We start from the raw sequence: 21,546 nt of genomic DNA, 5'->3' as shown, positions 1-21,546 counted from the left end.
TCCTGCACGTGCCGACGGTCGGTCGGCCATAGCGCTCCCGCTCCACGACATGGGTGGCGTCGGTGGATGCAGGTCGTGAAGATTTATCACGAGTAACACGTAGATCGCCAGTTCGAATGTGCCCCAGGCCACACGGAAAGCGCAGGCGAAGCGGGACAAACCTAATAATCACGGGCGAGAGCCGCCACTCGGTGATGCGATCGTTATCCGGACGCCGCCGACCGCACAGCGGACGGCAATCGAGAAGGGAAAGGTCCGGAAAGGTCCGGATCAGCGCGGCCGAGGGTCTCGATCAAGGTCTCCTGGAGCCCGCCGAGCCAGAGGTAGGCCATCACCATCGGCTTGCGCGGATCGTCGTCCGGCAGCCGGAAGAGGGCATCGCTCTCGTCCTCGTCCTCGATCTCCAGCCGGGCGCCGATCGTCAGCCGCAGGTCGTTGAGCGTGCCCCAGCCACTGCCGGGAGCCCTCGGGACCGAGCCGGAGCACCGCGCCGCGGTCGCCGGCGGGGGTCAGCGCGTCCAGCGAGCGGACGACGGCCATCCCGTCCTCGCGCTTGCGGGCGCGCAGATCATTCTCGGTGAAGCGGCGGAACTCGGCCGCGTACGCCGGGCCTGCTCTGTCTGCTCCTGGCCGGGCGCGCCGTAGGCGTCCGGGAAAGAGCCGGGCCAGGGCCGGGTCGGACGGCGGCTCGCTGGGGCCCTCGGCGAAGAGCCGCGCCAGCGGATCCATCGTTCCTCCGCCCCCGCGGGCCCGTCCTCCGGGTCCGATCAGCTCAGATGAGCTGTTACGGCGAGGCTGCGCTAGGATGAGATCTCCAGCTCGACTCCAGGGCGATGGCCGGCACCGCCGCCGGACAGCGGCTCGAAGTGCGCGGCCATCAGCGGTCCTGCGAGAGGGTCGCCACAGAGCCGTACCCGTGCATCGCCTGCTGCACGTCGCGCTCCCATCTCCTCGCGCGTGCCGCTGGAGACGGTGGCACGCCCTTGTGGTGGACGTCGTGAGCATCAGCTTGCGGGCCTTGTCCTTGGAGTAGGCCGAAGTACGTCTGGAAGACGTAACGTCACATAGCTCATCAGATTCACGGGTTCGTTGTGGACGAGGGTGACCCAGGGGACGTCGGGCTCGGTCACGCGAAGGGACTCGCCCGTCTCCGACGTTTCGATCTCGACAGTGTCCACACTCACTTGCGGCTCCACACCTACTCACTTCTCCGCCGCCCCGCGGCGGACGCCCACTCCCCTCCATGCTGCCACCTCGCCGGTCCGCACGTTGCACACAACGGTCGATCGTCACTCTGACGCAGTATTGGCGTGTTAGGCATCCGGGTGTACCCAGAACGGAAATGCGAGGATAGGGCCAAGTGAACGCTGACGGACCTGGGACTGCGGTGGCTGTGACTGGTCGTACGTGCGCCCTCTTCACCGACCCGGTACGAACTCACCATGGTGCAGGCCGCCCTCCGTGCCGGGCTGGCGGTCCGTCTTTGAGGTCTTCACGCGCGTCCGTCTGTCGGGTGCGGTTGGCACGCGAAGCGGCTGTCGAGCGGCTACGGTCCAGTGCTGGCCTCGGCCTCGATTCGACGTCGGGAGAACTTGCTCGCTCCGACCCGCCGTCCTCAGTTCTCGGCGGTACGGGATCGGATCGCGCCCACCCTCGCCTGGCTCGCCGCCTACCGCTTCCGCGGGGCGACATCTGGGGCTACCTCCGAAGGCGATGGTCTACTCGCCCGGGTCCCCGGTCTAATGCGGGTCGAGGGCACGTTCGCCGAGGTCGGTGCTGCTGGATGACGGTGATCCTCTCGATCACTCAACCACGACTCGGCACGTCGCCGCGGCCGACGTCCCCGGATGCGGTCTGACGAGGCCGGCGACGCGCCGATGATCAGAGATGGCAGCCACGGCGCACCCACGATGCTGGCGGCCGTCGCCGCGGCCCGCGCCGCCTACGTCGGCGGCTTCGCCTCCACCTCCGACCTCGCCGCCGGCTTCCGCTACAACATCCCGACCGTCGGCACCAGTGCGCACGCCTTCACGCTGTTGCACGACAGCGAACGCGACGCCTTCCGCGCCCAGGTCGCCTCGCTGGGCGGCGGCACGACGCTGCTCGTCGACACCTACGACGTGCAGGAGGCCGTGCAGATGGCGGTCGAGATCGCCGGGCCGGAGCTCGGCGCCGTCCGCATCGACTCCGGCGACCTGCTGCTGCTCGCCCACCGGGTGCGCCAGCAGCTCGACGACCTCGGCGCGCGGAAGACGAAGATCGTGGTCACCAGCGACCTCGACGAGTACGCGATCGCCTCGCTGGCCGCCGCGCCCGTGGACGCCTACGGCGTGGGCACCCAGCTGGTCACCGGCAGCGGCCACCCCACCTGCTCGATGGTCTACAAGCTCGTCGCCCGGGCCGACGGGGACGGCGCGGACGCGCCGCTGCGGCCCGTCGCCAAGAAGTCGATGGGCGGCAAGATGTCGGTCGGCGGCCGCAAGTGGGCCGCGCGGCGGCTGGACGCCGACGGCGTCGCGGAGGCCGAGGTCGTCGGCACCGGGCCGGTGCCGGCGGAGCTCGCGGACCGGCAGCTGCTGGTCGAACTCGTCCGGGGCGGCCGCGTCGTCGGCCGCGAACCGCTGGACGCGGCGCGCGACCGGCACATCGCGGCCCCGCTCGGTCCTGCCGCTCTCCGCGACGCAGCTGTCCCGGGGGGAGCCCGTGCTGCCCACCGAGTACCTCTGACCGCCCCCTGTGCTCCTCCTCCCATCGCCCCACGGGACTCACTACCCTCGGTCACAGAGAGCCGATCCCGACTGTTCGGCACCGCCGGCCGAGGGCCCTTTCGCAAAGGATCGAGCGCCATGAACCGTGCACTGATCATCGTCGACGTGCAGAACGACTTCTGCGAGGGCGGTGCCCTGGCGGTGGCCGGCGGCGCCGACGTCGCGGCGGCCATAACGGACCTGGTCGGCGAGGCCACGGCCGGGTACGCGCACGTCGTCGCCTCCCGGGACATGCACATCGACCCCGGTGACCACTTCTCCGCGCACCCGGACTGGGTGGACTCCTGGCCGGTGCACTGCGTCGCCGGCACGGAGGGCAGCGGCTTCCACCCCAACCTCTCCCCCGCCCTCGCCTCCGGCGCGATCGGCGCCGTCTTCGACAAGGGCGCCTACGCGGCGGGCTACAGCGCCTTCCAGGGCACTGACGAGAACGGGACGTCCCTGGAGGACTGGCTCCACGCCCGCGACGTCGACGAGGTGGACGTCGTCGGCATCGCCACCGACCACTGCGTCCGGGCCACGGCCCTGGACGCGCGCCGCCTGGGCTTCACGACGACGGTCCTGCTGGAGCTGACGGCCGGGGTGGCGCGGGAGACGGTGGACGCGGCGCTGGAGGAGATGCGGGGGGCGGGCGTGAAGCTGGCGGGCCGGCCGGTGGTCGCTGCGGCGTAGGGGGTGTTTCTCCCCGCCCCGCCCTTTCACCGTTTCCTCCGGGGCGAGCCCCGGGGCCCGGCACCGCGCTCCGCGCGGTGGGCGGGGCTCCGCCCCTGCACCCCGCCGGGGGCTCCGCCCCCTGGCCCCCGCAACCGCTACGCCGCACGCGCCCGCCGCAGCAGGCTCGCTATCGGATGCCAGGACTCCGTCTCGTCCTCCGGCGTCGCGCGCCACACCAGCCCCTCCGGGTGGTAAAGCGCCGCGCTGACCTCGTCCGGCGACGGCGGCTCGCTGTTCCCGCGCAGGTACACGGCCCGGAGTCCCAGGTTCCGGACGCGTGTCAGCGCCCGCGCCCGGTTGGCCGCGTGGACCAGGACCCGTACCCGCCCCCCGGGCGGCACCGCTCCGTCGCCGGGCGGACTCGGAAGGGACAGGGCGACGACCACACTGCCGTCCGGGAGCTTGACGAAACCACCGCCTGCCATCCGCAACCACCCTCCGCCGGAGCACTCGGTGTCAATAAGAGGACACCACGGGACGCATCCAACCGCGATCCCCGGCACCCCGCCAGGGGATTCCGGGAAAAGGCCGCTGACCTGCGAGAACCGCGAACCGTGAGTGGATGATCACCGTCCGGTCCCGGGTCCGGGAAACCCCCGGGGCGGAGCACCCCGCGCCCCCGTGTCAGTAGCGCGGGCGCATCCGGCCGCTCCCCGCCGCCCCCGTGCGACCTCACCGCCCGGCAAGCGTGCGCTTATCGGCGGTTCCCCTCGGGCAGACAGGACCGTAGAGTCTTTTTGCGGTACGTACGTGTCGGCTCTGCACCCCACCATCCCCCCCGAGGACGGATCCCGTCATGCCGCGTCCGACGTCAGCACAGATCGCCTACGGCTCGGCCACCGTTGTCCTGTCGACCCTCGCCATGCTCCTCCTGACGGGGGCGGGTTCGGTCACCGGAGTCGCCGTCATCGCCCTGGGCGCCCTCGCGCTCGGGCTCGTCGTCGCGGCCGCCGTGCCCGTACCGCGAAGGAGCCCGCGGACGGTGGCCGGGAGCACCCGGGTGCCGCGGCAGCGCGCGGGGTCCGCGCCCGCCCGGGTGGGCGAGCACTCACTGCACGGTTGAGACCACGACCGTCTTGGCCGCCTTGTCGTGGATGCACTGCTGGTACGGCTTGTCCCAGGTGCACCAGAGCACGTTGATGAGCCAGAAGACGAAGCCGCAGCAGGGCACGATCCACGGCAGGCAGTAGACCGCGGCCCGGACCCAGCCGGGCCCGTTCTGCGGCACGGCGCCGTTCTCCAGCACGGCGACGCGGATCTGCATCGCCATCTTGCCGACCGTCTGCCCACGGGCCGTCAGCATCAGCCCCTCGTAGACGAAGTAGACGACCGCCACGAGGACGGTGAGACCCGTGTTCTTGGTGTTGTCGCGGTAGGGGTCCCAGTGGTCCCAGGTGAAGGCCGAGTAGACCAGGCCGACCGGGATCGAGACGATCAGGAAGTCGATGACCCGGGCGACGAGCCGTCTGAAGCGGTTGGCGAGCGGCGGCATGCCCGCCAGCGGGTCGGTCGCCCCGCCCGGGCCGCCGTAGGGGTTCCCGGGGCCGCCGGGCGGCGGCCCCCCGGGCCCCCCGGTGTCGTACGGACCGCCGGGGCCGGGCCCGCCGCCGTACTGTCCGCCGGGATAGGGCCCGCCGGCCGGCGGGCCGTTGCCGGGGGCGTGCCCGTACGGCGGGAGGTCGCCCGGCGGCTTCTGGCGGAACGGGTCGTCGTCCTGCGGCTGGTCCGTGCTCATGGCCCGAGTACAACCCGGCGGGCGGGGCACCGCATCCGCCCGTATGCCGTTCGAGTTGCCCGCCCGGCGGCCGGCCCACCGGAGGCCGGTCCTCCGGGCGGTCAGTCCTTCGCGGAGGCGACGAACGTCCGCGCCGCCTTGTCGTGCCAGCACTGCCGCCAGGGACGGTCGAACAGACACCACAGCACACCCAGCAGCCCCACCCCGAGGAGCCCGGGCACGCTGTAGACCAGCCAGCGGCGCAGGACGGCGCCGAACGACGCGGTGTCGTGCGACCCGATGTCGATGACGCGCACCCCGCACAGCTTCTTGCCCAGCGTGCGGCCCCACTTGGCGGTCGGCAGCACCTCGTAGAGCACCCCGCAGAGCAGCAGCGCGCCCAGCACGATCGCCAGGTACGCGCCCGTCGTGCCGTCGAGGAGCCAGACGGTGACGGTCTGGCCGGAGCGCTTGGCGCGGTCGACCTTCTCGTCGATGTGCTCGACCGACTTGGCCCACAGCGGCACGGCGAGGGCGGCGAGGGCACCGCCGAGGACGGCCGTGTCGACCAGCCGCGCGGCCAGCCGCCGGCCCAGACCCGCGGGCCGGCCCTCCCGGCGCGCGGCCTGGAGGAAGGGGTTCTCCGTCGGCGGCTTCCAGGGCGCCGGCACCCCGGGCTCGCGGACGGCGGGCGGTGCGGGCGCCGCGTGCTGCACGGGCAGGGGCTGCGCCGTCGGCCGCGGCTGGAGCTGTCCCTGGAGCTGCTGGGGCTGGGGCTGGGGCTGCTGCTGGACCGGCAGTTGCGGCGGGGACCAGGCGGCAGGCGGCCGGTGCTGCTGCACCGGGACCGGCTGCCGGGCCTCCTCCGGCCAGGAGCGCGGCGGTTGGGCCGAGGAGAGCGCCGACGGCCCGTGGTGGACCTGCGGCGCGGACGGGCCCGGCACCGGCTTGCGGCCGCCGAGGTCCATCGTGCCCTCACGGGCGGGCGAGCCGGGGGCGGCAGGCTCCGCGACGCGGGGGTCGGGCCACGCCGCGGGTTCCCGGCGCGCGGGCAGCTGCTCCTCGTCGAAGAACACCGGCCCCGTCTCGTCCCGCCCCTGACCGGCGGTCGGATGCTGTCCCGCGGGACGCGGGGACGGCGGCACGGGCGCGGCGAGGGCCGGCAGCGGCGCGGGCACACCGGGCGGCGGCCCCGGCATGGGCTCGCCCTCGGCGGGGGCGGGCCGGCTGGTGCCGGGGACCCAGGCGGTGCCGCTCCAGTAACGGATGTAGCCAGGGATGGACGGGTCCGGGTAATAGCCTTGGCTCGGGCTGCCGTCGGCGGATCCCGGGATGGGTGCGCTCATGGTCTCCGGTGTCCCGTATCTGTTCGGCCGTGCTGGGATGTCAGGCAGTCTGCCGCACTGGCGTGGTGTCCTGTGTACCGCTCCGGGTCCGGTGCTCGCGACTGCGGGCGCACGTCCATGTGACCTCTATGCGCAAAAGACAACCCGGGGCGCAGCCAACAGGTCTACCAGACGGCCTCCCTCTGCGTGGACGTGACGCCGACGGGACCACTCACACGTGCGACCGGGAGGCGCCGCGGTGCGAAGTCGCGTCATGACGCGGGGCCGATCCGCTCTGTCCGGGTGCGGGCCCGATCGTGAGGCCCGCACAGCGGGCAGAGGAACGAAAGGCGCACTTCATGCATGCCGTGGTGGAACGAGACCTGGAGATGGACCTGGTGCTGGAGCCGGGGCGCAGCATTCCGGTGCCGGCGCGGCTGAGCTACCGGGCGGACGACCCGTACGCGGTGCGGATCGCCTTCCACGTGACGTCCGAGGCGCCGGTCAACTGGACGTTCGCGCGCGAGCTGTTGGCCGAGGGCGTGCACCGGGCCTGCGGTTCCGGGGACGTACGGGTGTGGCCCGGTTCGTCCGGCGGCCGGACGGTGGTGTGCGTGGCGCTGTCGTCGCCGGACGGCGAGGCGCTGCTGGAGGCGCCGGCCCGGGCGGTGCGCGCGTGGCTGGAGAGCACGCTGCGGTTGGTGGAGCGGGGTGCGGAGGGGAAGTGGCTGGCGCTGGACGAGGCGCTGCGGGAGTTGCTGGGGGCGTGAGGCCGCGGAGAGGCCGCCCGTGGGGAGGCGGCCCCGCCGTCACAGCACCTTGCCGGGGTTCAGCAGTCCGAGCGGGTCGAAGACCGCCTTGATCCCCCGCTGCATCTCCATCGCGACCGGCCCCGCCTCCCGGGCCAGCCAGTCCTTCTTCAGCAGCCCCACCCCGTGCTCGCCGGTGATCGTCCCGCCGAGCTCCAGCCCCAGGGACATGATCTCGTCGAAGGACTCCCGGGCCCGGCGCGCCTCGTCCTCGTCGGCGGGGTCGAAGCAGACGACGGGGTGGCTGTTGCCGTCGCCCGCGTGGGCGCAGACGCCGATGGTCAGGCCGTGCTTGTCGGCGATGGCGGCGGTGCCGTCGAGGAGTTCGGCGAGCCGGGAGCGGGGGACGCACACGTCGTCGATCATCGTGGCGGGGCGCAGCGCCTCCAGGGCGGGCAGCGACATCCGCCGTGCGTGCAGCAGGAGTTCGGACTCGGCGGGGGAATCGGCCGGGACGACCTCGGTGGCTCCGGCGGCGGTGCACAGCTCGCCGACGGCGGCGAGGTGCGGGGCGGGGTCGGGGGTGTCGAAGGCGGCCAGGAGCAGCGCCTCGGTGGACTCCGGAAGTCCCATGCCCGTCAGGGCGTTGACGGCGCGCAGCGTCGTGCGGTCCATCAGCTCCAGGAGCGACGGGGCGTGGCCGCCCGCCATGATCCGGCGGACCGCCTCGCAGGCGGCCGCGGCGGAGGGGAACTCGGCCGCCAGGGCCAGCTGTTGGGGCGGGGCGGGCTTCAGCGCGAGGACGGCCCGCACGACGACGCCGAGGCTGCCCTCCGAGCCGACGAACAGCCGCGTCAGGTCGTAGCCGGCCACGCCCTTGGCCGTGCGGCGGCCGGTGGTCAGCAGGCGGCCGTCGGCGAGGACGACGTCCAGGCCGAGGACGTACTCGGCGGTCACGCCGTACTTGACGCAGCACAGGCCGCCGGAGGCCGTGCCGATGTTGCCGCCGATGGTGCACTGCTCCCAACTGGAGGGATCCGGCGGGTAGTAGAGGCCGTGTTCGGCGACGGCGCGGGAGAGGACGGCGTTGACGACGCCGGGTTCGACGACGGCGATGCGCTCGGCCGGGTCGATCTCGAGGATCCGGTCCATCTTGACCAGGGAGAGGACGATGCACCCGTCCGTGGCGTTGGCCGCCCCCGAGAGCCCGGTGCGGGCTCCCTGCGGGACGACGGGGACGCGCAGCGCGGTGGCGGTGCGCATGACGTGCTGGACCTGCTCCGTCGTGCGGGGCAGGACGACGGCGGCGGGCGCGCCGGCGGCGCAGAAGCTCGCCATGTCGTTGGCGTAGGAGGCGGTGACGTCGGGGTCGGTGAGAATCGCGGTGGCGGGGAGTCCTTCGCGTAGCTGCTCGATCAGGTCGCCCATGCGTTCACTGTCCCACCGGGGGCGGCGGCCGGGAAGATCGCCGCCCCGGTCCCGCCCTTCCCGCCGGCCTCTGGGCCACAAGCCCCTTACAGATTCCCGCGCTTCTCCTGCTCCCGCTCGATCGCCTCGAACAGGGCCTTGAAGTTCCCCTTCCCGAAGCCCATCGACCCGTGGCGCTCGATCATCTCGAAGAACACGGTCGGCCGGTCCTGCACCGGCTTGGTGAAGATCTGCAGCAGGTAGCCGTCCTCGTCCCGGTCCACCAGGATCTTCAGTTCCCGCAGCGTCTCCACGGGCACGCGCGTCTCGCCGGCCCATTCGCCCAGGGTGTCGTAGTAGGAGTCGGGCGTGTCCAGGAACTGGACGCCCGCCGCCTTCATCTGGCGCACCGTCGCGACGATGTCGTTCGTCGCCAGCGCGATGTGCTGGAGGCCCGGGCCTCCGTAGAACTCCAGGTACTCGTCGATCTGCGACTTCTTCTTCGCGATGGCCGGCTCGTTGAGCGGGAACTTCACCTTCCGGGTGCCGTCCGCCACGACCTTGGACATCAGCGCGGAGTACTCGGTGGCGATGTCGTCGCCCACGAACTCCTTCATGTTCGTGAAGCCCATGACCTTGTGGTAGAAGTCCACCCACTCGTTCATCCGGCCGAGTTCGACGTTGCCCACGCAGTGGTCGATGGCCTGGAAGTTGCGCTGCGCGGGCGGGGCGAGGAGCGGTTCGGCGGCGACGTAGCCGGGCAGGTACGGGCCGCTGTAGGCGGAGCGCTCGACGAGCGTGTGACGGGTCTGGCCGTACGTGGCGATGGAGGCGAGGACGACGGTGCCGTGCTCGTCCTTCAGCTCGTACGGCTCCTCGATGCCCCGCGCGCCGTGCTCCACCGCGTAGGCGTACGCGGCCCGCGCGTCCGGCACCTCGATCGCCAGGTCCACGGCGCCGTCGCCGTGCTCGGCCACGTGCTGCGCCAGGAAGTGGCCGCGCTCGCTGGTGGCCTTGATGACGGTGGTGAGGACGAACCGGGCGCCGCCGGACTCCAGGACGTAACTCGCCGTCTCCCGGCTGCCGTTCTCCGGTCCGGAGTAGGCGACCAGCCTCATGCCGAAGGCGGACGAATAGTAGTGCGCCGCCTGCTTGGCGTTGCCGACGGCGAAGACCACCGCGTCCATCCCCTTGACCGGGAAGGGATCGGCCTGCCGAGCGGCGTCAAAGGTGTGATCTGTGGTCTGCGTCATGCGCGCAGCGTCTCGCCGATCCACAAGGTGCGCAATAGTTCGCGCGTTGGATGGGCAATCTGCGCAGCGGATCGCTGGTCCGGCCGGACGTTCTGTACAGGATGACCACGAGGGGATGATCATGACGATCGATCGTTTGGACGGCAGGCTGATCGAACTGCTCGCGCGGGAGCCGCGGATCGGCGTCCTGGAGGCCTCCCGCCGCCTCGGCGTGGCCCGCGGCACGGCACAGGCGCGGCTGGACCGGCTCCAGTCCCAGGGTGTGATCCGCGGCTTCGGCCCGGACGTCGACCCGGCGGCGCTGGGCTACCCGGTGACCGCCTTCGCCACGCTGGAGATCCGGCAGGGGCAGGGCGCGGACGTCCGCACCCATCTGGCGGGCGTCCCCGAGGTGCTGGAACTGCACACGATCACCGGGCACGGGGACATGCTGTGCCGGCTGGTGGCCCGCTCCAACGCGGATCTTCAGCGGGTGATCGACAAGGTGGTGGGGATCGAGGGGATCGTGCGGGCGTCGACGGCGATCGTGATGGAGAACGCGGTGCCGCTTCGGATCATCCCGCTGGTGCGGGAGGCGGCGGGCGGGGAGGAGTGAACGCGCCGGCCCCGGCCACCGCGCGGAGCGCGGGCCCGGGCCGAGGGGCGGAGCCCCGGGAGAAACGGTGAAAGGGCGGGCCAGGGGCAAACCCCACCCCTCAGCCACTCAGCAACTCGGCACCCGCCCCCCGGACGCCAACCCCCTCAAAGACTCCACCGCACCCCGCAAATCCGTAACCGGAATCAACCGCATCCCCCGCGGCAACTCCGCCCCCGCCTCCTCGCACTGCGCCTTCGGCACCAGGAACACGCTCGCCCCGTCCCGCCCCTCCGCCTGCACCTTCAGCGGTACGCCGCCCACCGGGCCCACCGTCCCGTCCGGCTCGATCGTGCCCGTGCCGCCGATCGCCCGGCCGGCGGTCAGGTCGCCGCCCCGCCCGTCGCCGTCGATCTTGTCCACGATGCCGAGGGCGAACATCAGGCCCGCGCTCGGCCCGCCGATGTCCGCGAGCCGGAGCGTGACCTTGACGTCCTTCGGGGAACGGTGGAGGTAGGAGAGGGCGGCCCGGGTCGCGGAGTCCTGGGACTTGGTCATCTCCGCCACGTTGTGCTCCTCCGTCTCCTTGTCGGACTTGCCGGGCGGGAAGACGGAGTCGCGCGGCATCACCGCCCGGTCCGTGCGGAACCAGTCGCTCGCCACATCGGTGAGGCCGACCTCCGCCCGCGGCCCGGTGGCGATGATGGAGGACATCCGCAGCTGCCCCGTCGTGCGGCGGCTCTCCACCCCGCTCACCGAGATCACCGGTTTGCCCTGGTGGTCGCCGAGCACGTTCACCGTGGAGCCGGGCCGGGCGATGGAGAACGGCAGGGGCGCGAAGGCCGCCGTCCCGAGCAGGGCCAGGACGGGCACGGCGCAGACGGCGGCGATCCGGGCCCGGGGGGACCAGGCGGACGGGGGCTGGAAACGCATGGTGCGAATCTAGTTCACCGTCCGTCCCCAGAGCCCGGCGCCCCGCCCCACGCCCGGCCGTCCTCACCTCAGCGCGTCCGCCACCTCCTTGGCCGCCTCGACGACCCGCGGGCCGACCCGGTGCGGCACGGCGTCGGTGAGCATGACCACGCCCACGCTGCCCTCGATCCCGCTCACCCCGAGCAGCGGAGCCGCGGCCCCCGCTCGCCCCGGCCTCCAGTTCGCCGTGGGTGAGCGCGTAGCCGGGGTTGTCGACGTCGCCCGCACGGGCGGCGAGTATGGCGCGGCCGGCCGCGCCCCGGTCCAGCGGGTGCCGGAACCCGGCGCGGTACGCCACGTGGTAGTCCGTCCAGGTCGGCTCGACGACGGCGACGGCGAGCGCCTCCGCCCCGTCGACGAGCGTCAAGTGGGCGGTGGCCCCCACGTCCTCGGCCAGCGCCCGCAGCGCGGGCAGGGCGGCCTCCCGCACGAGCGGGTGCACCTGGCGGCCGAGCCGCAGCACCCCCAGGCCCACCCGGGCCCGGCCGCCGATGTCCCGCCGGACGAGCGCGTGCTGCTCCAGTGTGGCGAGCAGCCGGTAGACCACGGTCCGGTTGACCCCGAGCCGGGCGGCCAGCTCGGTGACGGTCAGTCCGTGATCCGTGTCGGCGAGCAGTTTCAGGACACGCAGTCCTCTGTCGAGCGTCTGCGAAGTCTCCGCGGTCACGACGCCCCCTCCTCCGATGAAAGGCGGGCTCTCGTCGTGGTGGGTTTGCGCCTCCGGTCCCGTCCGGCAGCGCGCGTGAGGAGAGGCCGCCGGTGATACGCACGTGCAAACCGGCCGCGCTCCGCGGCGGCGCTGCCACGGGGCGTGTGCGTGACCGGCACGCTAGCGAGCCGGTCCGCTCAGCGGAAGAGTCTGCCCACAATCCGGGCGCCCCGCAGGGGATTTGGGGAATACCTGATCAACTCGGTTTTCCCGCAGGGCGTGCGTCTTTCCCACAGGACGTGCGTCACTTCATGCGCGTGGCCCACTCCCGCAGTTTCTTGATCCGTTCGGTCAGTTGCCCGGCCGTCGCCTCCGCGCTCGGCGGACCGCCGCAGGTGCGCCGCAGCTCGGTGTGGATCACGCCGTGCGGCTTGCCGCTCTGGTGCGAGTAGGCGCCGACCAGGGAATTGAGCTCCTTGCGCAGCTGCAGCAGCTCCTTGTGCGTCACCACCGGCCGCCGCTCGGCCGGCATCTCCAGCAGGTCGGCCTGGTCGTCCGGCTTGCGCCGGCTGTGCGCGATCTGCCGCGCCTGGCGCTTCTGCAGCAGCAGCTCGACCTGCTCGGGCTCCAGCAGCCCGGGGATGCCGAGGTAGTCCTGCTCCTCCTCGCTGCCCGGGTGGGCCTGCATGCCGAACTCGGCGCCGTTGTACATCACCCGGTCGAAGACCGCGTCGGACTCCAGCGCCTCGAACGGCAGCATGTCCTGCTCGCCGGTGTCCTCGTCCTGCTGCCTCTCGGCCTCCGCGAGGAGCTTGTCCTCCTCCGCGTACGGGTCCTCCTCGCCGTCCTTCTTCGGCTTGTCGAGGACGTGATCGCGCTCGACCTCCATCTCGTTGGCGAAGCCGAGCAGCATGGGGATGGTGGGCAGGAACACGGACGCCGTCTCGCCGCGCCGCCGCGACCGCACGAAGCGGCCGACCGCCTGGGCGAAGAACAGCGGCGTGGAGATCGTCGTCGCGTAGACCCCGACCGCGAGCCGGGGCACGTCCACGCCCTCGGACACCATGCGGACGGCGACCATCCAGCGCGATTCGCCCTGCGCGAAGTCGTCGATGCGCTGCGAGGCGCCGGAGTCGTCGGAGAGGACGACGGTGGGGCCCTCGCCGGTGATCTCCCGGAGCAGCTTGGCGTAGGCGCGCGCCGAGTCCTGGTCGGAGGCGATGACGAGCGCGCCGGCGTCCGGAATGGACTTGCGGACCTCGCTCAGCCGCTGGTCGGCGGCGCGCAGCACGTTGGGCATCCAGTCGCCGCGCGGGTCCAGCGCGGTGCGCCAGGCCTGGCTGACCGCGTCCTTGGTCATCGGCTCGCCGAGCCGGGCCTCCAGCTCGTCGCCGGCCTTGGTGCGCCAGCGCATGTTGCCGCTGTAGGAGAGGAATATGACCGGGCGGACGACGCCGTCGGAGAGCGCGTTGCCGTAGCCGTAGGTGTAGTCGGCCGACGACCGCCGGATCCCGTCGTTCCCCTCCTCGTAGGTGACGAACGGGATGGGGTTGGTGTCGGAGCGGAACGGCGTGCCCGTGAGGCACAGCCGGCGGGTGGCCGGCTCGAACGCCTCCAGGCAGGCCTCGCCCCAGGAGCGGGAGTCGCCGGCGTGGTGGATCTCGTCCAGGATGACGAGCGTCTTGCGCTGCTCGCAGCGGTTGCGGTGCAGCATCGGACGGACGCCGACGCCGGCGTAGGTGACGGCGACGCCGTGGTACTCGCGGCCCAGCGGGCCCGCGCTGTACTCCGGGTCGAGCTTGATGCCGACGCGGGCGGCGGCCTCCGCCCACTGCTTCTTCAGGTGCTCGGTCGGTGCGACCACGGTCACCTGCTGGACGACGTGGTGGTGCAGCAGCCAGGAGGCGAGGGTGAGCGCGAACGTGGTCTTCCCGGCGCCCGGGGTGGCGACGGCGAGGAAGTCACGGGGCTGGGTCTGGACGTATCTGTCCATGGCGCCCTGCTGCCAGGCGCGCAGCTTGTTGGCGGTACCCCAGGGGGCCCGGCCTGGGAAGGCGGGCGAGAGGTGGTGATTGGTGGCTGGTGGTGGTAGTCACGGTCTCCGTCGGGGTGGTCGGGGGCCTTGAGGAAACACAACCGCGACAGCCTACCCAAGGTGCGGGCGGAGGGGATCCGGCACCGCTACGGAAGGGGGCGGGTGACGGGATCCGGTCCCGTCACCCGCCCTGTCCGTAGGTGTACGACGTGCGGGGTGCCCCCGGTGACGGAAGTCCGGGGAGGGCAGCGCGAGCCGCACTCGTCGGGTTCGGGGACCGGGATCATGCCAGGCGCACCCGGTCCTTCGGCCGCAGCCGGGTCGCGACCACCGCGCCCGCCAGGGCCACCGCCGTCATCGCGACGTACACGGCCGCGAACGCGGAGTGCGGCGCCGCGGCGTCCGACGCCCCGTGGGCGCCCTCGCCGACCGTCCCGCCGCCGAACGCGCCGAAGAGCACGCCCGCGACGCCGACCAGCACGATGTTGCCCAGCGCCTCGGACACCTGGAGCGCGGCCGAGCTGACGCCCTCCTCCCCCGCCGGGGAGTACTCCAGCGCGAGCACGGTGCTGCTGGAGACGTTCAGCCCGATTCCGTAGCCGGCGACGATCCACGAGGCGGCGACCAGCCACACCGGCGCCCCGTCGAGCAGCACCAGCGGCACGACCGCGATGGAGACGGCCATCAGCACCAGGCCGAGGCACATCAGCCGCTGCCGGTACGGCTCCAGCCGGGACCGGCTCTGGGTGTAGGCGCCGAGGCTCCAGGTGAGGCCGCCGCCGGTGAGGGAGAGCCCGGCGGTCGTCGCCGACATGCCGCGCTCGCTCACCAGCATCAGCGGGATGAAGCTCTCGGAGGCGAGGAAGGCGCCCACCGCGATGCCGCGCAGCAGCACCACGGACGGCAGTCCGCGCAGGGCGCGGAACGTCCCCTTCGGCAGGCAGCCGGACGATGGACGGGGCGAGCAGCGCGAGACCGGCGACCGCCGGCACCAGGGCGAGCCACTCGCGGCCCTGGCCCGCGTACTGGAGCAGCCCGCGCCGACGGCGACGGCCAGCGCGAGCGCCATCCGCCGCCGGTCGGGGGCGCCCCCGGCCTCCGTGCGCGGCAGCTTCCGCAGGGCGGGCAGCATGACCACGAGCGGCAGCAGGATCAGGACGGGGATCGCCAGGAACACCCCAGCGCCAGCCCAGCTGTTCGGCCACGGACCCGGCGACCACGGGGCCGACCAGGACGGGCACCACCCAGGCGGCCGAGAACGCCGCCAGGATCTTGGCCCGCAGGCGCTCCGGGGAAGGCGCGCCCCACGACGACGTAGAGCGACACCACGACGAACCCGCCGCCCAGGCCCTGCACCGCCCGGGACGCCACGAGCATCCACATCTGCTGCGCGAGCCGGCGAGCACCAGGCCGGCGCCGAAGGTGGCGATGCCGGTGAAGAGCGGGCCCAGCGGCCCGGACCGGTCGGCCCACTGCCCGGCGACGGACATGGAGAACAGGCTGGCCGTGAAGTAGGCGGAGAAGGCGAAGGCGTACAGCCCTACGCCGCCCAGGGCGCGGGCCGCGAAGGGCATGGCGGTGGTGATCGCGCTCGCCTCGAAGGCGATCAGGGAGACGACGGAGATGATGCCGAGGGTCAGGGCGCGGTGACGGCGTCCCAGGACGCCCCCGCCCTCCCCCGGCGGCACCGTGGCGGCCTCGGCGGCCACGGATATCGAGTCGGTACTGGTCATGCTCGTGAGCGTAGGAACGGAGCAGGTTCCCGCGCGTCTGTCCAGGGAACGGACAGATCTGGTCCGTTCGCCCTAGCCCTTCGGTCACGCGTCACCGGCCACATGAGGATCAGGACCGACCCCGCGTCCCGGCGCTACGGCCGGGGCCGGGACCCGCGCTCCCCCCGCACGCTCCCGGCGCCCGCGCGTCACGCCGTCGCGAGCACCCCCGCGTACGACACCCCCGCGATCACCACCCACGCGCCCAGCCCGAGCGCGGCGACCCGGCTCCCGGTGCGCACCAGCGAGGGCAGGTGGACCGCGCTCCCCAGCCCGAACAGGGCGGCCGCGAGCAGCAGTTCCTGGACGCGCTGCGCCCCGTCCAGCACCGCACCGGGCAGCACGCCGGTGCTGCGCACCGCCACCGCGGCCAGGAAGCCGGCGACGAACAGCGGCACGACCGGCGGCCGTTCGGTGCCCCGGGCGGGAGAACGCCGCCGACGCGCCGCCATGGCGACCGCCCCCACCAGCGGTGCCAGCAGCGCCACCCGCATCAGCTTCACCAGGACCGCCTCGCCGAGCGCCGTCGGCCCGGCCGTCTGCGCGGCCGCCACGACCTGGCCGACGTCGTGCACACCCGCCCCCACCCAGCGGCCGAACTGCGAGTCGTCCAGCCCGAGCGGGTGGTGCAGCAGCGGCAGCACGGCGATCGCCAGGGTGCCGCAGAGCGTCACCAGCGCCACCGACGTCGCCGTGTCCTCCTCGTCGCTGCCGGAGACCTCGCCGACCGCCCCGATCGCGGACGCCCCGCAGATCGCGTAGCCGGTCGCGATCAGCAGCGGCTGGTCGCCGCGCAGCCCGAGCCGGCGGCCGAGCCAGAGTGTCCCGCAGAACGTCGCGACGACGGTCACCAGCACCATCGCCACCGTCGCCCAGCCGATGCCCAGCACGTCCCCCAGGCTCAGCCTCAGCCCCAGCAGCACCACGCCGAGCCGCATCAGCCGCTTCCCGGCGAGCGTGAGCCCTGCCCGTCCGGCACCGCGCACCCGCTCCCGCACGCCGGGCAGGTGCGCGGCGGCGATGCCGAGCACCACCGCCGCGGTGAGCAGCGGTACGGCGGGGACGAGCCGGTGCGCCGCCCAGGCCAGGGCGACCCCGGCGGCCGCCATGGCCAGGCCGGGGAGCTTGCCGGGCGGGGCGGCCGGCGCGGTCGCCCGGGCCCGGTCCTCGACCAGCGCCACCGCCGTCTCCCTCTTCACAGCTCGTCGGCCGGCAGCCGGTAGACGCGGCGCACGCTGGTGCCGAGCCGCGACACGTCGGCGCCGTAGACGTGGATCGAGATCGCCGGGGCCGAGGACGCGTTGCGCACCCGGTGGATGTCGCCGGGCGGCGCGAAGCCGCAGACCTCGCCCTGCCGGTTGGCCACGTCCTCGACGGCCACCAGCCGCGCGCTCGGTCCGTCGGGGACCAGCCGGTAGCGGCGCTCGCTCTCCGTCCCCTCGTGGACGCCCGTCACGCACCACGAGACGTGGTCGTGGATCGGCGTCCCCTGCCCCGGCAGCCACACCAGCGCCACGACCGAGAAGCCGCCGTCCGGTTCCGCGTGCAGGACGTGCTGGCGGTAGCGGTCCGGGTCGCCGGCGCGCTGTGCGTCGGTGAGCAGATCGGGCGCGCCGAGGTGGCCGGCGAGCAGCTCGCCGACGAGGTAGGCGGTCGTGTCGGGCGGCAGGCCGCGGTCGACGGCCTCCCGGATGTCGTCGACGAGCCCGCGGAGGCGGTCGGTGATCGGGGGCGCGGCTGCGGCCGCGGTGGGAGTCGTCATACGGGCAGCGTCGGGCGGTCCGTGGATCACGTCCAACGACAGTTCGTTGGCCGGGTGCGAAGCGGTGCTTATGGTTTGTTCGAACGGGCTCGGCCCGGGGCGGCTCAGCAGCAGCCGGCGCGGCGCTTCGCCGCCGCCTTCAGCTCGTCCAGCACCAGCGCCGTGGCCGGGACGCGCAGGTGGTCGCGGAGCACGTACGCCGAGACCTGGCGGCGCGAGGCCGGGTCGAGCGGGCGGCCGGTGATCCGGTCGTGGCGCAGGAACGACAGCACCAGCCCCGGCATCATCGCCACCCCGAGCCCCTCCGCGACGAGCGACTGCACGACCAGGATGTCGTCCGTCGTGAACGCTATGTCGGGCGCGAAGCCGACCTGGGTGCACTCGTGCAGGAAGTTGGTGCGGCAGCGCAGGCAGCCGGCGATCCAGCGCTCCTCGGCGAGGTCGGCCAGGGCCACGGCGCGGCGGCGGGCCAGCGGGTGCCCGGCGGGCATCAGCACCGTCAGCTGGTCCTCCAGCAGCGGTATCTCGACCAGTTCGTCCGGCACTTCGTCGTGCAGCCCGGGATAGGTGAAGGCGAGCGCGATGTCGAACTCGCCGCGCTCCAGGCGGCGCAGCGACTCCGGCGGCTCGCCCTCCAGCAGTTCGACCCGCACCCCCGGGTGGTCGGCCGCGAGCCGGGCCAGCGCCTCGGGGACGAGGGTGGCGCCGGCGCTGGGGAACGCGCACATCCGCACCCGACCGGAGCGCAGCCGCGTCAGCGAACTCATCTGCTGCTGGGCCACGCTGAGCGTGTCGAGGATCGTCTCGGCGTGCCGGGCGAGCGCCTCCCCGGCCTCGGTCAGCCGCATCCGCCGCCCCACCCGCGTGAACAGCGGCGTCCCGACGGCCCGTTCGAGGGCCTTCATCTGCTGGGTGATCGCGGGCTGGGTGTATCCGAGCGCGCGGGCCGCCGCGGAGTACGAACCGGCCGCCACCACCGCGTGGAACGTCTTGATGTGCCGCGAGTCGAACACACCGGAATCATAAGCGGATTTTGGGGCAGGCGGGAGTTCCCTGATGGGTTGCTTCTGGATCACCGAACATGATCACCGACCATGTGAGGCATGGTGGACATATGCCACATAACACATCGCAGTACGTCTCCTACGACGGCGCGAACCTGGCCTACCGCGTACTGAAGGCCCGCGAGCCCGACGCCGACCGCCCGCCCGTGATCTGCCTCGCCGGCGGCCCCGGCCGCGACGCCGCCTACCTCGGCACCCTCGGCGGACTCGACGCCCGCCACACCCTGGTCGTCCCCGACTCCCGCGGCACCGGCGCCTCCCCGCCCGCCCCCACCCCGTCTGGCTACGCCTTCCCCGCCCTCGCCGAGGACGTCGAGTCCCTCCGCGCCCACCTCGGCCTCGACCGCTTCGCCCTCCTCGCCCACGACGCCGCCTGCGCCACGGCCCAGGCGTACGCCGCGCTCTACGCCCACCGCCTGACGCACCTCGTCCTCGTCACCCCCGGCTCCCGCCTCCAGGGCGAACTCCCCGGCGACGCCGAGGAGATCTTCGAGTCCCGCGCCAACGAGGACTGGTGGGTGGACGCGTACGTCGCCGCCCACTCCCTCCCCGACACCCACGACTTCGCCGAGGCCCGCGCCCTCCTCCGCCGCGCGGCCCCCCTCGCCTACGCCCGCTGGGACGCCCCGCAGCAGGCCCACGCCGCCACCGAGGACCACCAGCTCCACCCCGTCCCCCGCATCGCCTTCTGGCAGGGCGTCGACGACGCGACCCGCCGCGCCGTCCTCGACCACCTGCGCGCCGCCACCTGCCCCGTCCTCGTCGTGACGGGCGACCGCGACGCGGTCACGGGCATGCGCGCCGGCGAACTCGTCGCGGCCTCCTTCCCGCGGGCCACGGTCCGCCCGCTCTACGACGTCGGCCACTACCCATGGGTGGACGAACCGGAGATGTTCCGCCCGGTCGTCGAACAGTTCCTCGCGTCATGAGCCCCCATGAGCCCCATGAACGGGGCATGTCGGTCATGTGGCAGCACCCGGCGGGCTGTTGATCGGCGTCGGGCCGCCGCCCTAATGTCATGAGTGACAGCACAACTTGGCCGTGTGCCCGAGTGGTTGAGGGGCTCGCCTGCAAAGCGAGTTACGCCGGTTCGATTCCGGTCACGGCCTCTGCGTCTGAGTACCCGTACTCAGCCCCAAACGCGTAACCGGGCGGATGCCCGGCCGCACGCCCGCCGCATAGCGTCGCCGACATGACAGCAGCCCCGTCCCCGTCCCCGTACGACAACACCGCCGCCTCCAACTGCCTCAAGGCCATCGGCGGCCTGGTGCTCTGGCTCCTCGCCGGGGCGACGTTCCTCTTCGCCCCGCTGGCGGTGATGGCGAGCGACCCCTGCGGCCCGGAGGACACACAGCTCATCTGCACCGCGGCCGGGCAGAAGCTGGTGGCGTTCGTCCCGCTCGGCACGGCCCTGGTGGCCGCGCCGCTGGGCACGTGGGGACTGGCCTCGCGGTGGAAGCCGGCCCGGTACGCCTGGGTGCTGGCGATGGGGATGCTGGTGGCAGCGTGGGTGGTCGTGAACGCGATCGCGGGCTCGCACCCGTAGCTCCGCTCACACCCTCGCGCAGGGCGTGATCACCCGGACCATCAGCCGCCGTTCCCCGGCCACGATCGTCACACCCGCCCGGTACCCCTCCGCATTGCGCGCCGCCGACAGCAGACTCGCGTCCGCGACGTCCTCGAACGACACCCAGCCGCCGGCCTCGAACCACACCCCCAGCCGCACCAGCGCCTCGGGCAGCGCCGTGTCCCGCACCCGGTCGACGTACCACTGGTGCCCGACGGCACAGGGCGTCTCCGTGAACCCCCACGGCACGCACTCCGGACACACCACGGACACGACGTCGTCCGCCCGCCCCACCCGCCGCCGGAGCGCCAGCGCGTCGAGGATCCGGCTGGAGTGCGCGTACAGCTCGCGCACGAGGGCGGCGTCGGGCGCCACCTGGGGTACGGCGACGACGTCCAGACACCCGGATGCCGAGCGGTCCGCCTCCGAGGCATCGACGAAGCCCACCGTCATCCCGCCCTCACGCGCTCACAAAGAAACATCCAATCGATGAACAGGTTAGCGAATGAGGGACAATCAGAACTGCTCGGCCGGATCGCCCATAAAAGGGTGACAGGGATTCCGGATAGTGAGGGCCCCGCACCCACCCGGGATGGGACACCGGTTGAGTAGCCGTACTCATGCCGCGCGTGCCGCCGCCACCGGACGATGCCCGCATGACCAGACGGAGGAAGACACTCATTGTTTCGACCACAGGGCTGGTCGGTGTCGGAGCACTGATCGCGGGCGTCCTGGCGTTCGTCCAGTGGGCCGAGCCGTTTTGGGAGGGTGAGCCCTACCCGGTCGCCCGGCCGGCGGCCACGGCCGAGCGGCTGGACGGTCACACGCAGTCCGTCTACGACGCCCTCGGTCTGCGCCGGGCCCGACTGGACGACAAGTGGCCCGGCCAGGGCCTGGAAGCCAAAGGCTCCGCGTGCCACCGCCGGGGCCTGCAGCACAGACTGGACGAGTTCAACGACACGCCCCCGTCCGAACCCCACGTCGTCGACATGCGGGAGAGCTGGGCCCTCAAGGGCGTCTCGCGCGCTCAGGCGAAGCCCGCCCTCGAACGAGTACGGCAGAAGCTGACGCGGCAGGGGTGGAAGGTCACGCTGTCCGAGGACTCCCAGTACGGACTCCAGCTCTCCCTCAAACACCCCGGCACCGGCGACGTGCTCTCGATGGGCACCTACCCCGAGGACCGTCTGGACGTCTCCGCCCACGCCGCCTGTGCGAGGTACC

17 protein-coding genes, 1 tRNA gene and 6 pseudogenes are annotated in these 21,546 nt (G+C 72.8%); 9 read left to right on the top strand and 15 right to left on the bottom strand.

Annotation, left to right across the window (positions count from 1 at the left end; translation table 11 throughout):
• Positions 1-281: 281 nt before the first annotated feature.
• A pseudogene (locus ABD794_RS06670) lies at positions 282-878 on the bottom strand (DUF2017 domain-containing protein); the annotation flags it as partial.
• Positions 878-1,184: pseudogene (gene clpS, locus ABD794_RS06665) on the bottom strand (ATP-dependent Clp protease adapter ClpS). The pseudogenes ABD794_RS06670 and clpS, both read right to left, overlap by 1 nt.
• 176 nt (positions 1,185-1,360) lie before the next feature.
• On the opposite strand from clpS, the pseudogene ABD794_RS06660 reads away from it, so the two are divergent.
• A pseudogene (locus ABD794_RS06660) lies at positions 1,361-2,727 on the top strand (beta/alpha barrel domain-containing protein).
• 119 nt (positions 2,728-2,846) lie between these two features.
• A complete protein-coding gene (locus tag ABD794_RS06655; protein ID WP_344961512.1) occupies positions 2,847-3,440 on the top strand; it encodes an isochorismatase family protein in 594 nt (197 codons plus the stop codon).
• Positions 3,441-3,577: 137 nt separating this feature from the next.
• On the opposite strand, the gene ABD794_RS06650 is transcribed toward ABD794_RS06655, so the two are convergent.
• Positions 3,578-3,907 carry a hypothetical protein gene (locus ABD794_RS06650; RefSeq protein WP_344961510.1) on the bottom strand — a complete coding sequence of 110 codons (330 nt, stop codon included), beginning with the start codon at positions 3,905-3,907 and terminating at the stop codon, positions 3,578-3,580.
• Positions 3,908-4,278: 371 nt separating this feature from the next.
• Here ABD794_RS06650 and ABD794_RS06645 point away from each other — a divergent pair, with 371 nt between their 5' ends.
• Positions 4,279-4,545: a hypothetical protein gene (locus ABD794_RS06645; protein ID WP_344961508.1), complete on the top strand. Its 267-nt coding sequence runs from the start codon at positions 4,279-4,281 to the stop codon at positions 4,543-4,545.
• On the opposite strand, the gene ABD794_RS06640 is transcribed toward ABD794_RS06645, so the two are convergent.
• Positions 4,531-5,217 (bottom strand): RDD family protein, encoded by a 687-nt coding sequence (locus ABD794_RS06640; RefSeq protein WP_344961506.1) that lies wholly within the window; start codon positions 5,215-5,217, stop codon positions 4,531-4,533. The two genes, ABD794_RS06645 and ABD794_RS06640, sit on opposite strands and share 15 nt — an antisense overlap.
• Positions 5,218-5,318: 101 nt before the next feature.
• Complete coding sequence (locus ABD794_RS06635) at positions 5,319-6,542, bottom strand: RDD family protein (protein ID WP_344961504.1); 1,224 nt, start codon at positions 6,540-6,542, stop codon at positions 5,319-5,321.
• Between the two features lie 338 nt (positions 6,543-6,880).
• On the opposite strand from ABD794_RS06635, the gene ABD794_RS06630 reads away from it, so the two are divergent.
• The gene (locus ABD794_RS06630; protein WP_344961502.1) at positions 6,881-7,291 is read left to right on the top strand and encodes an SsgA family sporulation/cell division regulator; all 411 of its coding nucleotides are present in this window, start codon (positions 6,881-6,883) and stop codon (positions 7,289-7,291) included.
• Between the two features lie 39 nt (positions 7,292-7,330).
• Here ABD794_RS06630 and ABD794_RS06625 read toward each other — a convergent pair whose 3' ends face one another.
• Positions 7,331-8,698, bottom strand: a complete 1,368-nt coding sequence (locus ABD794_RS06625; RefSeq protein WP_344961500.1) for an FAD-binding oxidoreductase — start codon at positions 8,696-8,698, stop codon at positions 7,331-7,333.
• 86 nt (positions 8,699-8,784) lie between these two features.
• Entirely contained in the window at positions 8,785-9,930 is a 1,146-nt protein-coding gene (gene hppD, locus ABD794_RS06620; RefSeq protein ID WP_344961498.1) for a 4-hydroxyphenylpyruvate dioxygenase, read from the bottom strand.
• Between the two features lie 121 nt (positions 9,931-10,051).
• Between hppD and ABD794_RS06615 the strand changes: the two genes are divergently transcribed.
• On the top strand, positions 10,052-10,525 hold the full coding sequence (locus ABD794_RS06615; RefSeq protein WP_344961495.1) for an Lrp/AsnC family transcriptional regulator: 474 nt from the start codon (positions 10,052-10,054) through the stop codon (positions 10,523-10,525).
• A 108-nt stretch (positions 10,526-10,633) separates the two neighbouring features.
• Here the strand turns inward: ABD794_RS06615 and ABD794_RS06610 are convergent, their stop codons facing one another.
• The 7 genes and pseudogenes from ABD794_RS06610 to ABD794_RS06580 all read right to left on the bottom strand — a co-directional run bounded on the left by ABD794_RS06610 (position 10,634) and on the right by ABD794_RS06580 (position 18,707).
• Positions 10,634-11,437, bottom strand: coding sequence for a hypothetical protein (locus tag ABD794_RS06610; RefSeq protein WP_344961494.1), 804 nt, complete (start codon positions 11,435-11,437; stop codon positions 10,634-10,636).
• Positions 11,438-11,500: 63 nt separating this feature from the next.
• A pseudogene (locus ABD794_RS06605) lies at positions 11,501-12,143 on the bottom strand (IclR family transcriptional regulator).
• A 286-nt stretch (positions 12,144-12,429) separates the two neighbouring features.
• Positions 12,430-14,199, bottom strand: a pseudogene (locus tag ABD794_RS06600) (DEAD/DEAH box helicase); the annotation flags it as partial.
• 244 nt (positions 14,200-14,443) lie between these two features.
• Positions 14,444-15,893 (bottom strand): annotated as a pseudogene (locus ABD794_RS06595) (MFS transporter).
• Between the two features lie 188 nt (positions 15,894-16,081).
• Entirely contained in the window at positions 16,082-17,131 is a 1,050-nt protein-coding gene (locus ABD794_RS06590; protein ID WP_425585943.1) for a YeiH family protein, read from the bottom strand.
• Entirely contained in the window at positions 17,128-17,694 is a 567-nt protein-coding gene (locus ABD794_RS06585) for a cysteine dioxygenase family protein (RefSeq protein WP_344961490.1), read from the bottom strand. The genes ABD794_RS06590 and ABD794_RS06585 overlap by 4 nt, the downstream gene beginning before the upstream one ends.
• A gap of 104 nt (positions 17,695-17,798) precedes the next feature.
• Positions 17,799-18,707 carry a LysR family transcriptional regulator gene (locus ABD794_RS06580; protein WP_344961488.1) on the bottom strand — a complete coding sequence of 303 codons (909 nt, stop codon included), beginning with the start codon at positions 18,705-18,707 and terminating at the stop codon, positions 17,799-17,801.
• Positions 18,708-18,808: 101 nt separating this feature from the next.
• Here ABD794_RS06580 and ABD794_RS06575 point away from each other — a divergent pair, with 101 nt between their 5' ends.
• From ABD794_RS06575 to ABD794_RS06565, 3 genes are all read left to right on the top strand, one after another.
• Positions 18,809-19,687 carry an alpha/beta fold hydrolase gene (locus tag ABD794_RS06575; protein WP_344961486.1) on the top strand — a complete coding sequence of 293 codons (879 nt, stop codon included), beginning with the start codon at positions 18,809-18,811 and terminating at the stop codon, positions 19,685-19,687.
• A gap of 108 nt (positions 19,688-19,795) precedes the next feature.
• Positions 19,796-19,867, top strand: a tRNA-Cys gene (locus ABD794_RS06570).
• Positions 19,868-19,950: 83 nt separating this feature from the next.
• The gene (locus ABD794_RS06565; RefSeq protein ID WP_344961484.1) at positions 19,951-20,304 is read left to right on the top strand and encodes a hypothetical protein; all 354 of its coding nucleotides are present in this window, start codon (positions 19,951-19,953) and stop codon (positions 20,302-20,304) included.
• 6 nt (positions 20,305-20,310) lie between these two features.
• Here the strand turns inward: ABD794_RS06565 and ABD794_RS06560 are convergent, their stop codons facing one another.
• Positions 20,311-20,778, bottom strand: a complete 468-nt coding sequence (locus ABD794_RS06560; protein WP_344961483.1) for a hypothetical protein — start codon at positions 20,776-20,778, stop codon at positions 20,311-20,313.
• A 203-nt stretch (positions 20,779-20,981) separates the two neighbouring features.
• Here ABD794_RS06560 and ABD794_RS06555 point away from each other — a divergent pair.
• A partial coding sequence (locus ABD794_RS06555; RefSeq protein WP_344961480.1) for a hypothetical protein occupies positions 20,982-21,546 on the top strand: 565 nt, incomplete at its 3' end.

The organism is Streptomyces thioluteus (assembly GCF_039535865.1).
Note: the sequence above shows the minus strand (reverse complement) of the source record. Positions and strands in the feature narration are given on the sequence as shown.

Coding starts and splice junctions, on each gene's coding strand:
- ABD794_RS06655 (WP_344961512.1), top strand. CDS start 2,847: ATGAACCGTGCACTGATCATCGTCGACGTGCAGAACGACTTCTGCGAG.
- ABD794_RS06650 (WP_344961510.1), bottom strand. CDS start 3,907: ATGGCAGGCGGTGGTTTCGTCAAGCTCCCGGACGGCAGTGTGGTCGTC.
- ABD794_RS06645 (WP_344961508.1), top strand. CDS start 4,279: ATGCCGCGTCCGACGTCAGCACAGATCGCCTACGGCTCGGCCACCGTT.
- ABD794_RS06640 (WP_344961506.1), bottom strand. CDS start 5,217: ATGAGCACGGACCAGCCGCAGGACGACGACCCGTTCCGCCAGAAGCCG.
- ABD794_RS06635 (WP_344961504.1), bottom strand. CDS start 6,542: ATGAGCGCACCCATCCCGGGATCCGCCGACGGCAGCCCGAGCCAAGGC.
- ABD794_RS06630 (WP_344961502.1), top strand. CDS start 6,881: ATGCATGCCGTGGTGGAACGAGACCTGGAGATGGACCTGGTGCTGGAG.
- ABD794_RS06625 (WP_344961500.1), bottom strand. CDS start 8,698: ATGGGCGACCTGATCGAGCAGCTACGCGAAGGACTCCCCGCCACCGCG.
- hppD (WP_344961498.1), bottom strand. CDS start 9,930: ATGACGCAGACCACAGATCACACCTTTGACGCCGCTCGGCAGGCCGAT.
- ABD794_RS06615 (WP_344961495.1), top strand. CDS start 10,052: ATGACGATCGATCGTTTGGACGGCAGGCTGATCGAACTGCTCGCGCGG.
- ABD794_RS06610 (WP_344961494.1), bottom strand. CDS start 11,437: ATGCGTTTCCAGCCCCCGTCCGCCTGGTCCCCCCGGGCCCGGATCGCC.
- ABD794_RS06585 (WP_344961490.1), bottom strand. CDS start 17,694: ATGACGACTCCCACCGCGGCCGCAGCCGCGCCCCCGATCACCGACCGC.
- ABD794_RS06575 (WP_344961486.1), top strand. CDS start 18,809: ATGCCACATAACACATCGCAGTACGTCTCCTACGACGGCGCGAACCTG.
- ABD794_RS06565 (WP_344961484.1), top strand. CDS start 19,951: ATGACAGCAGCCCCGTCCCCGTCCCCGTACGACAACACCGCCGCCTCC.
- ABD794_RS06560 (WP_344961483.1), bottom strand. CDS start 20,778: ATGACGGTGGGCTTCGTCGATGCCTCGGAGGCGGACCGCTCGGCATCC.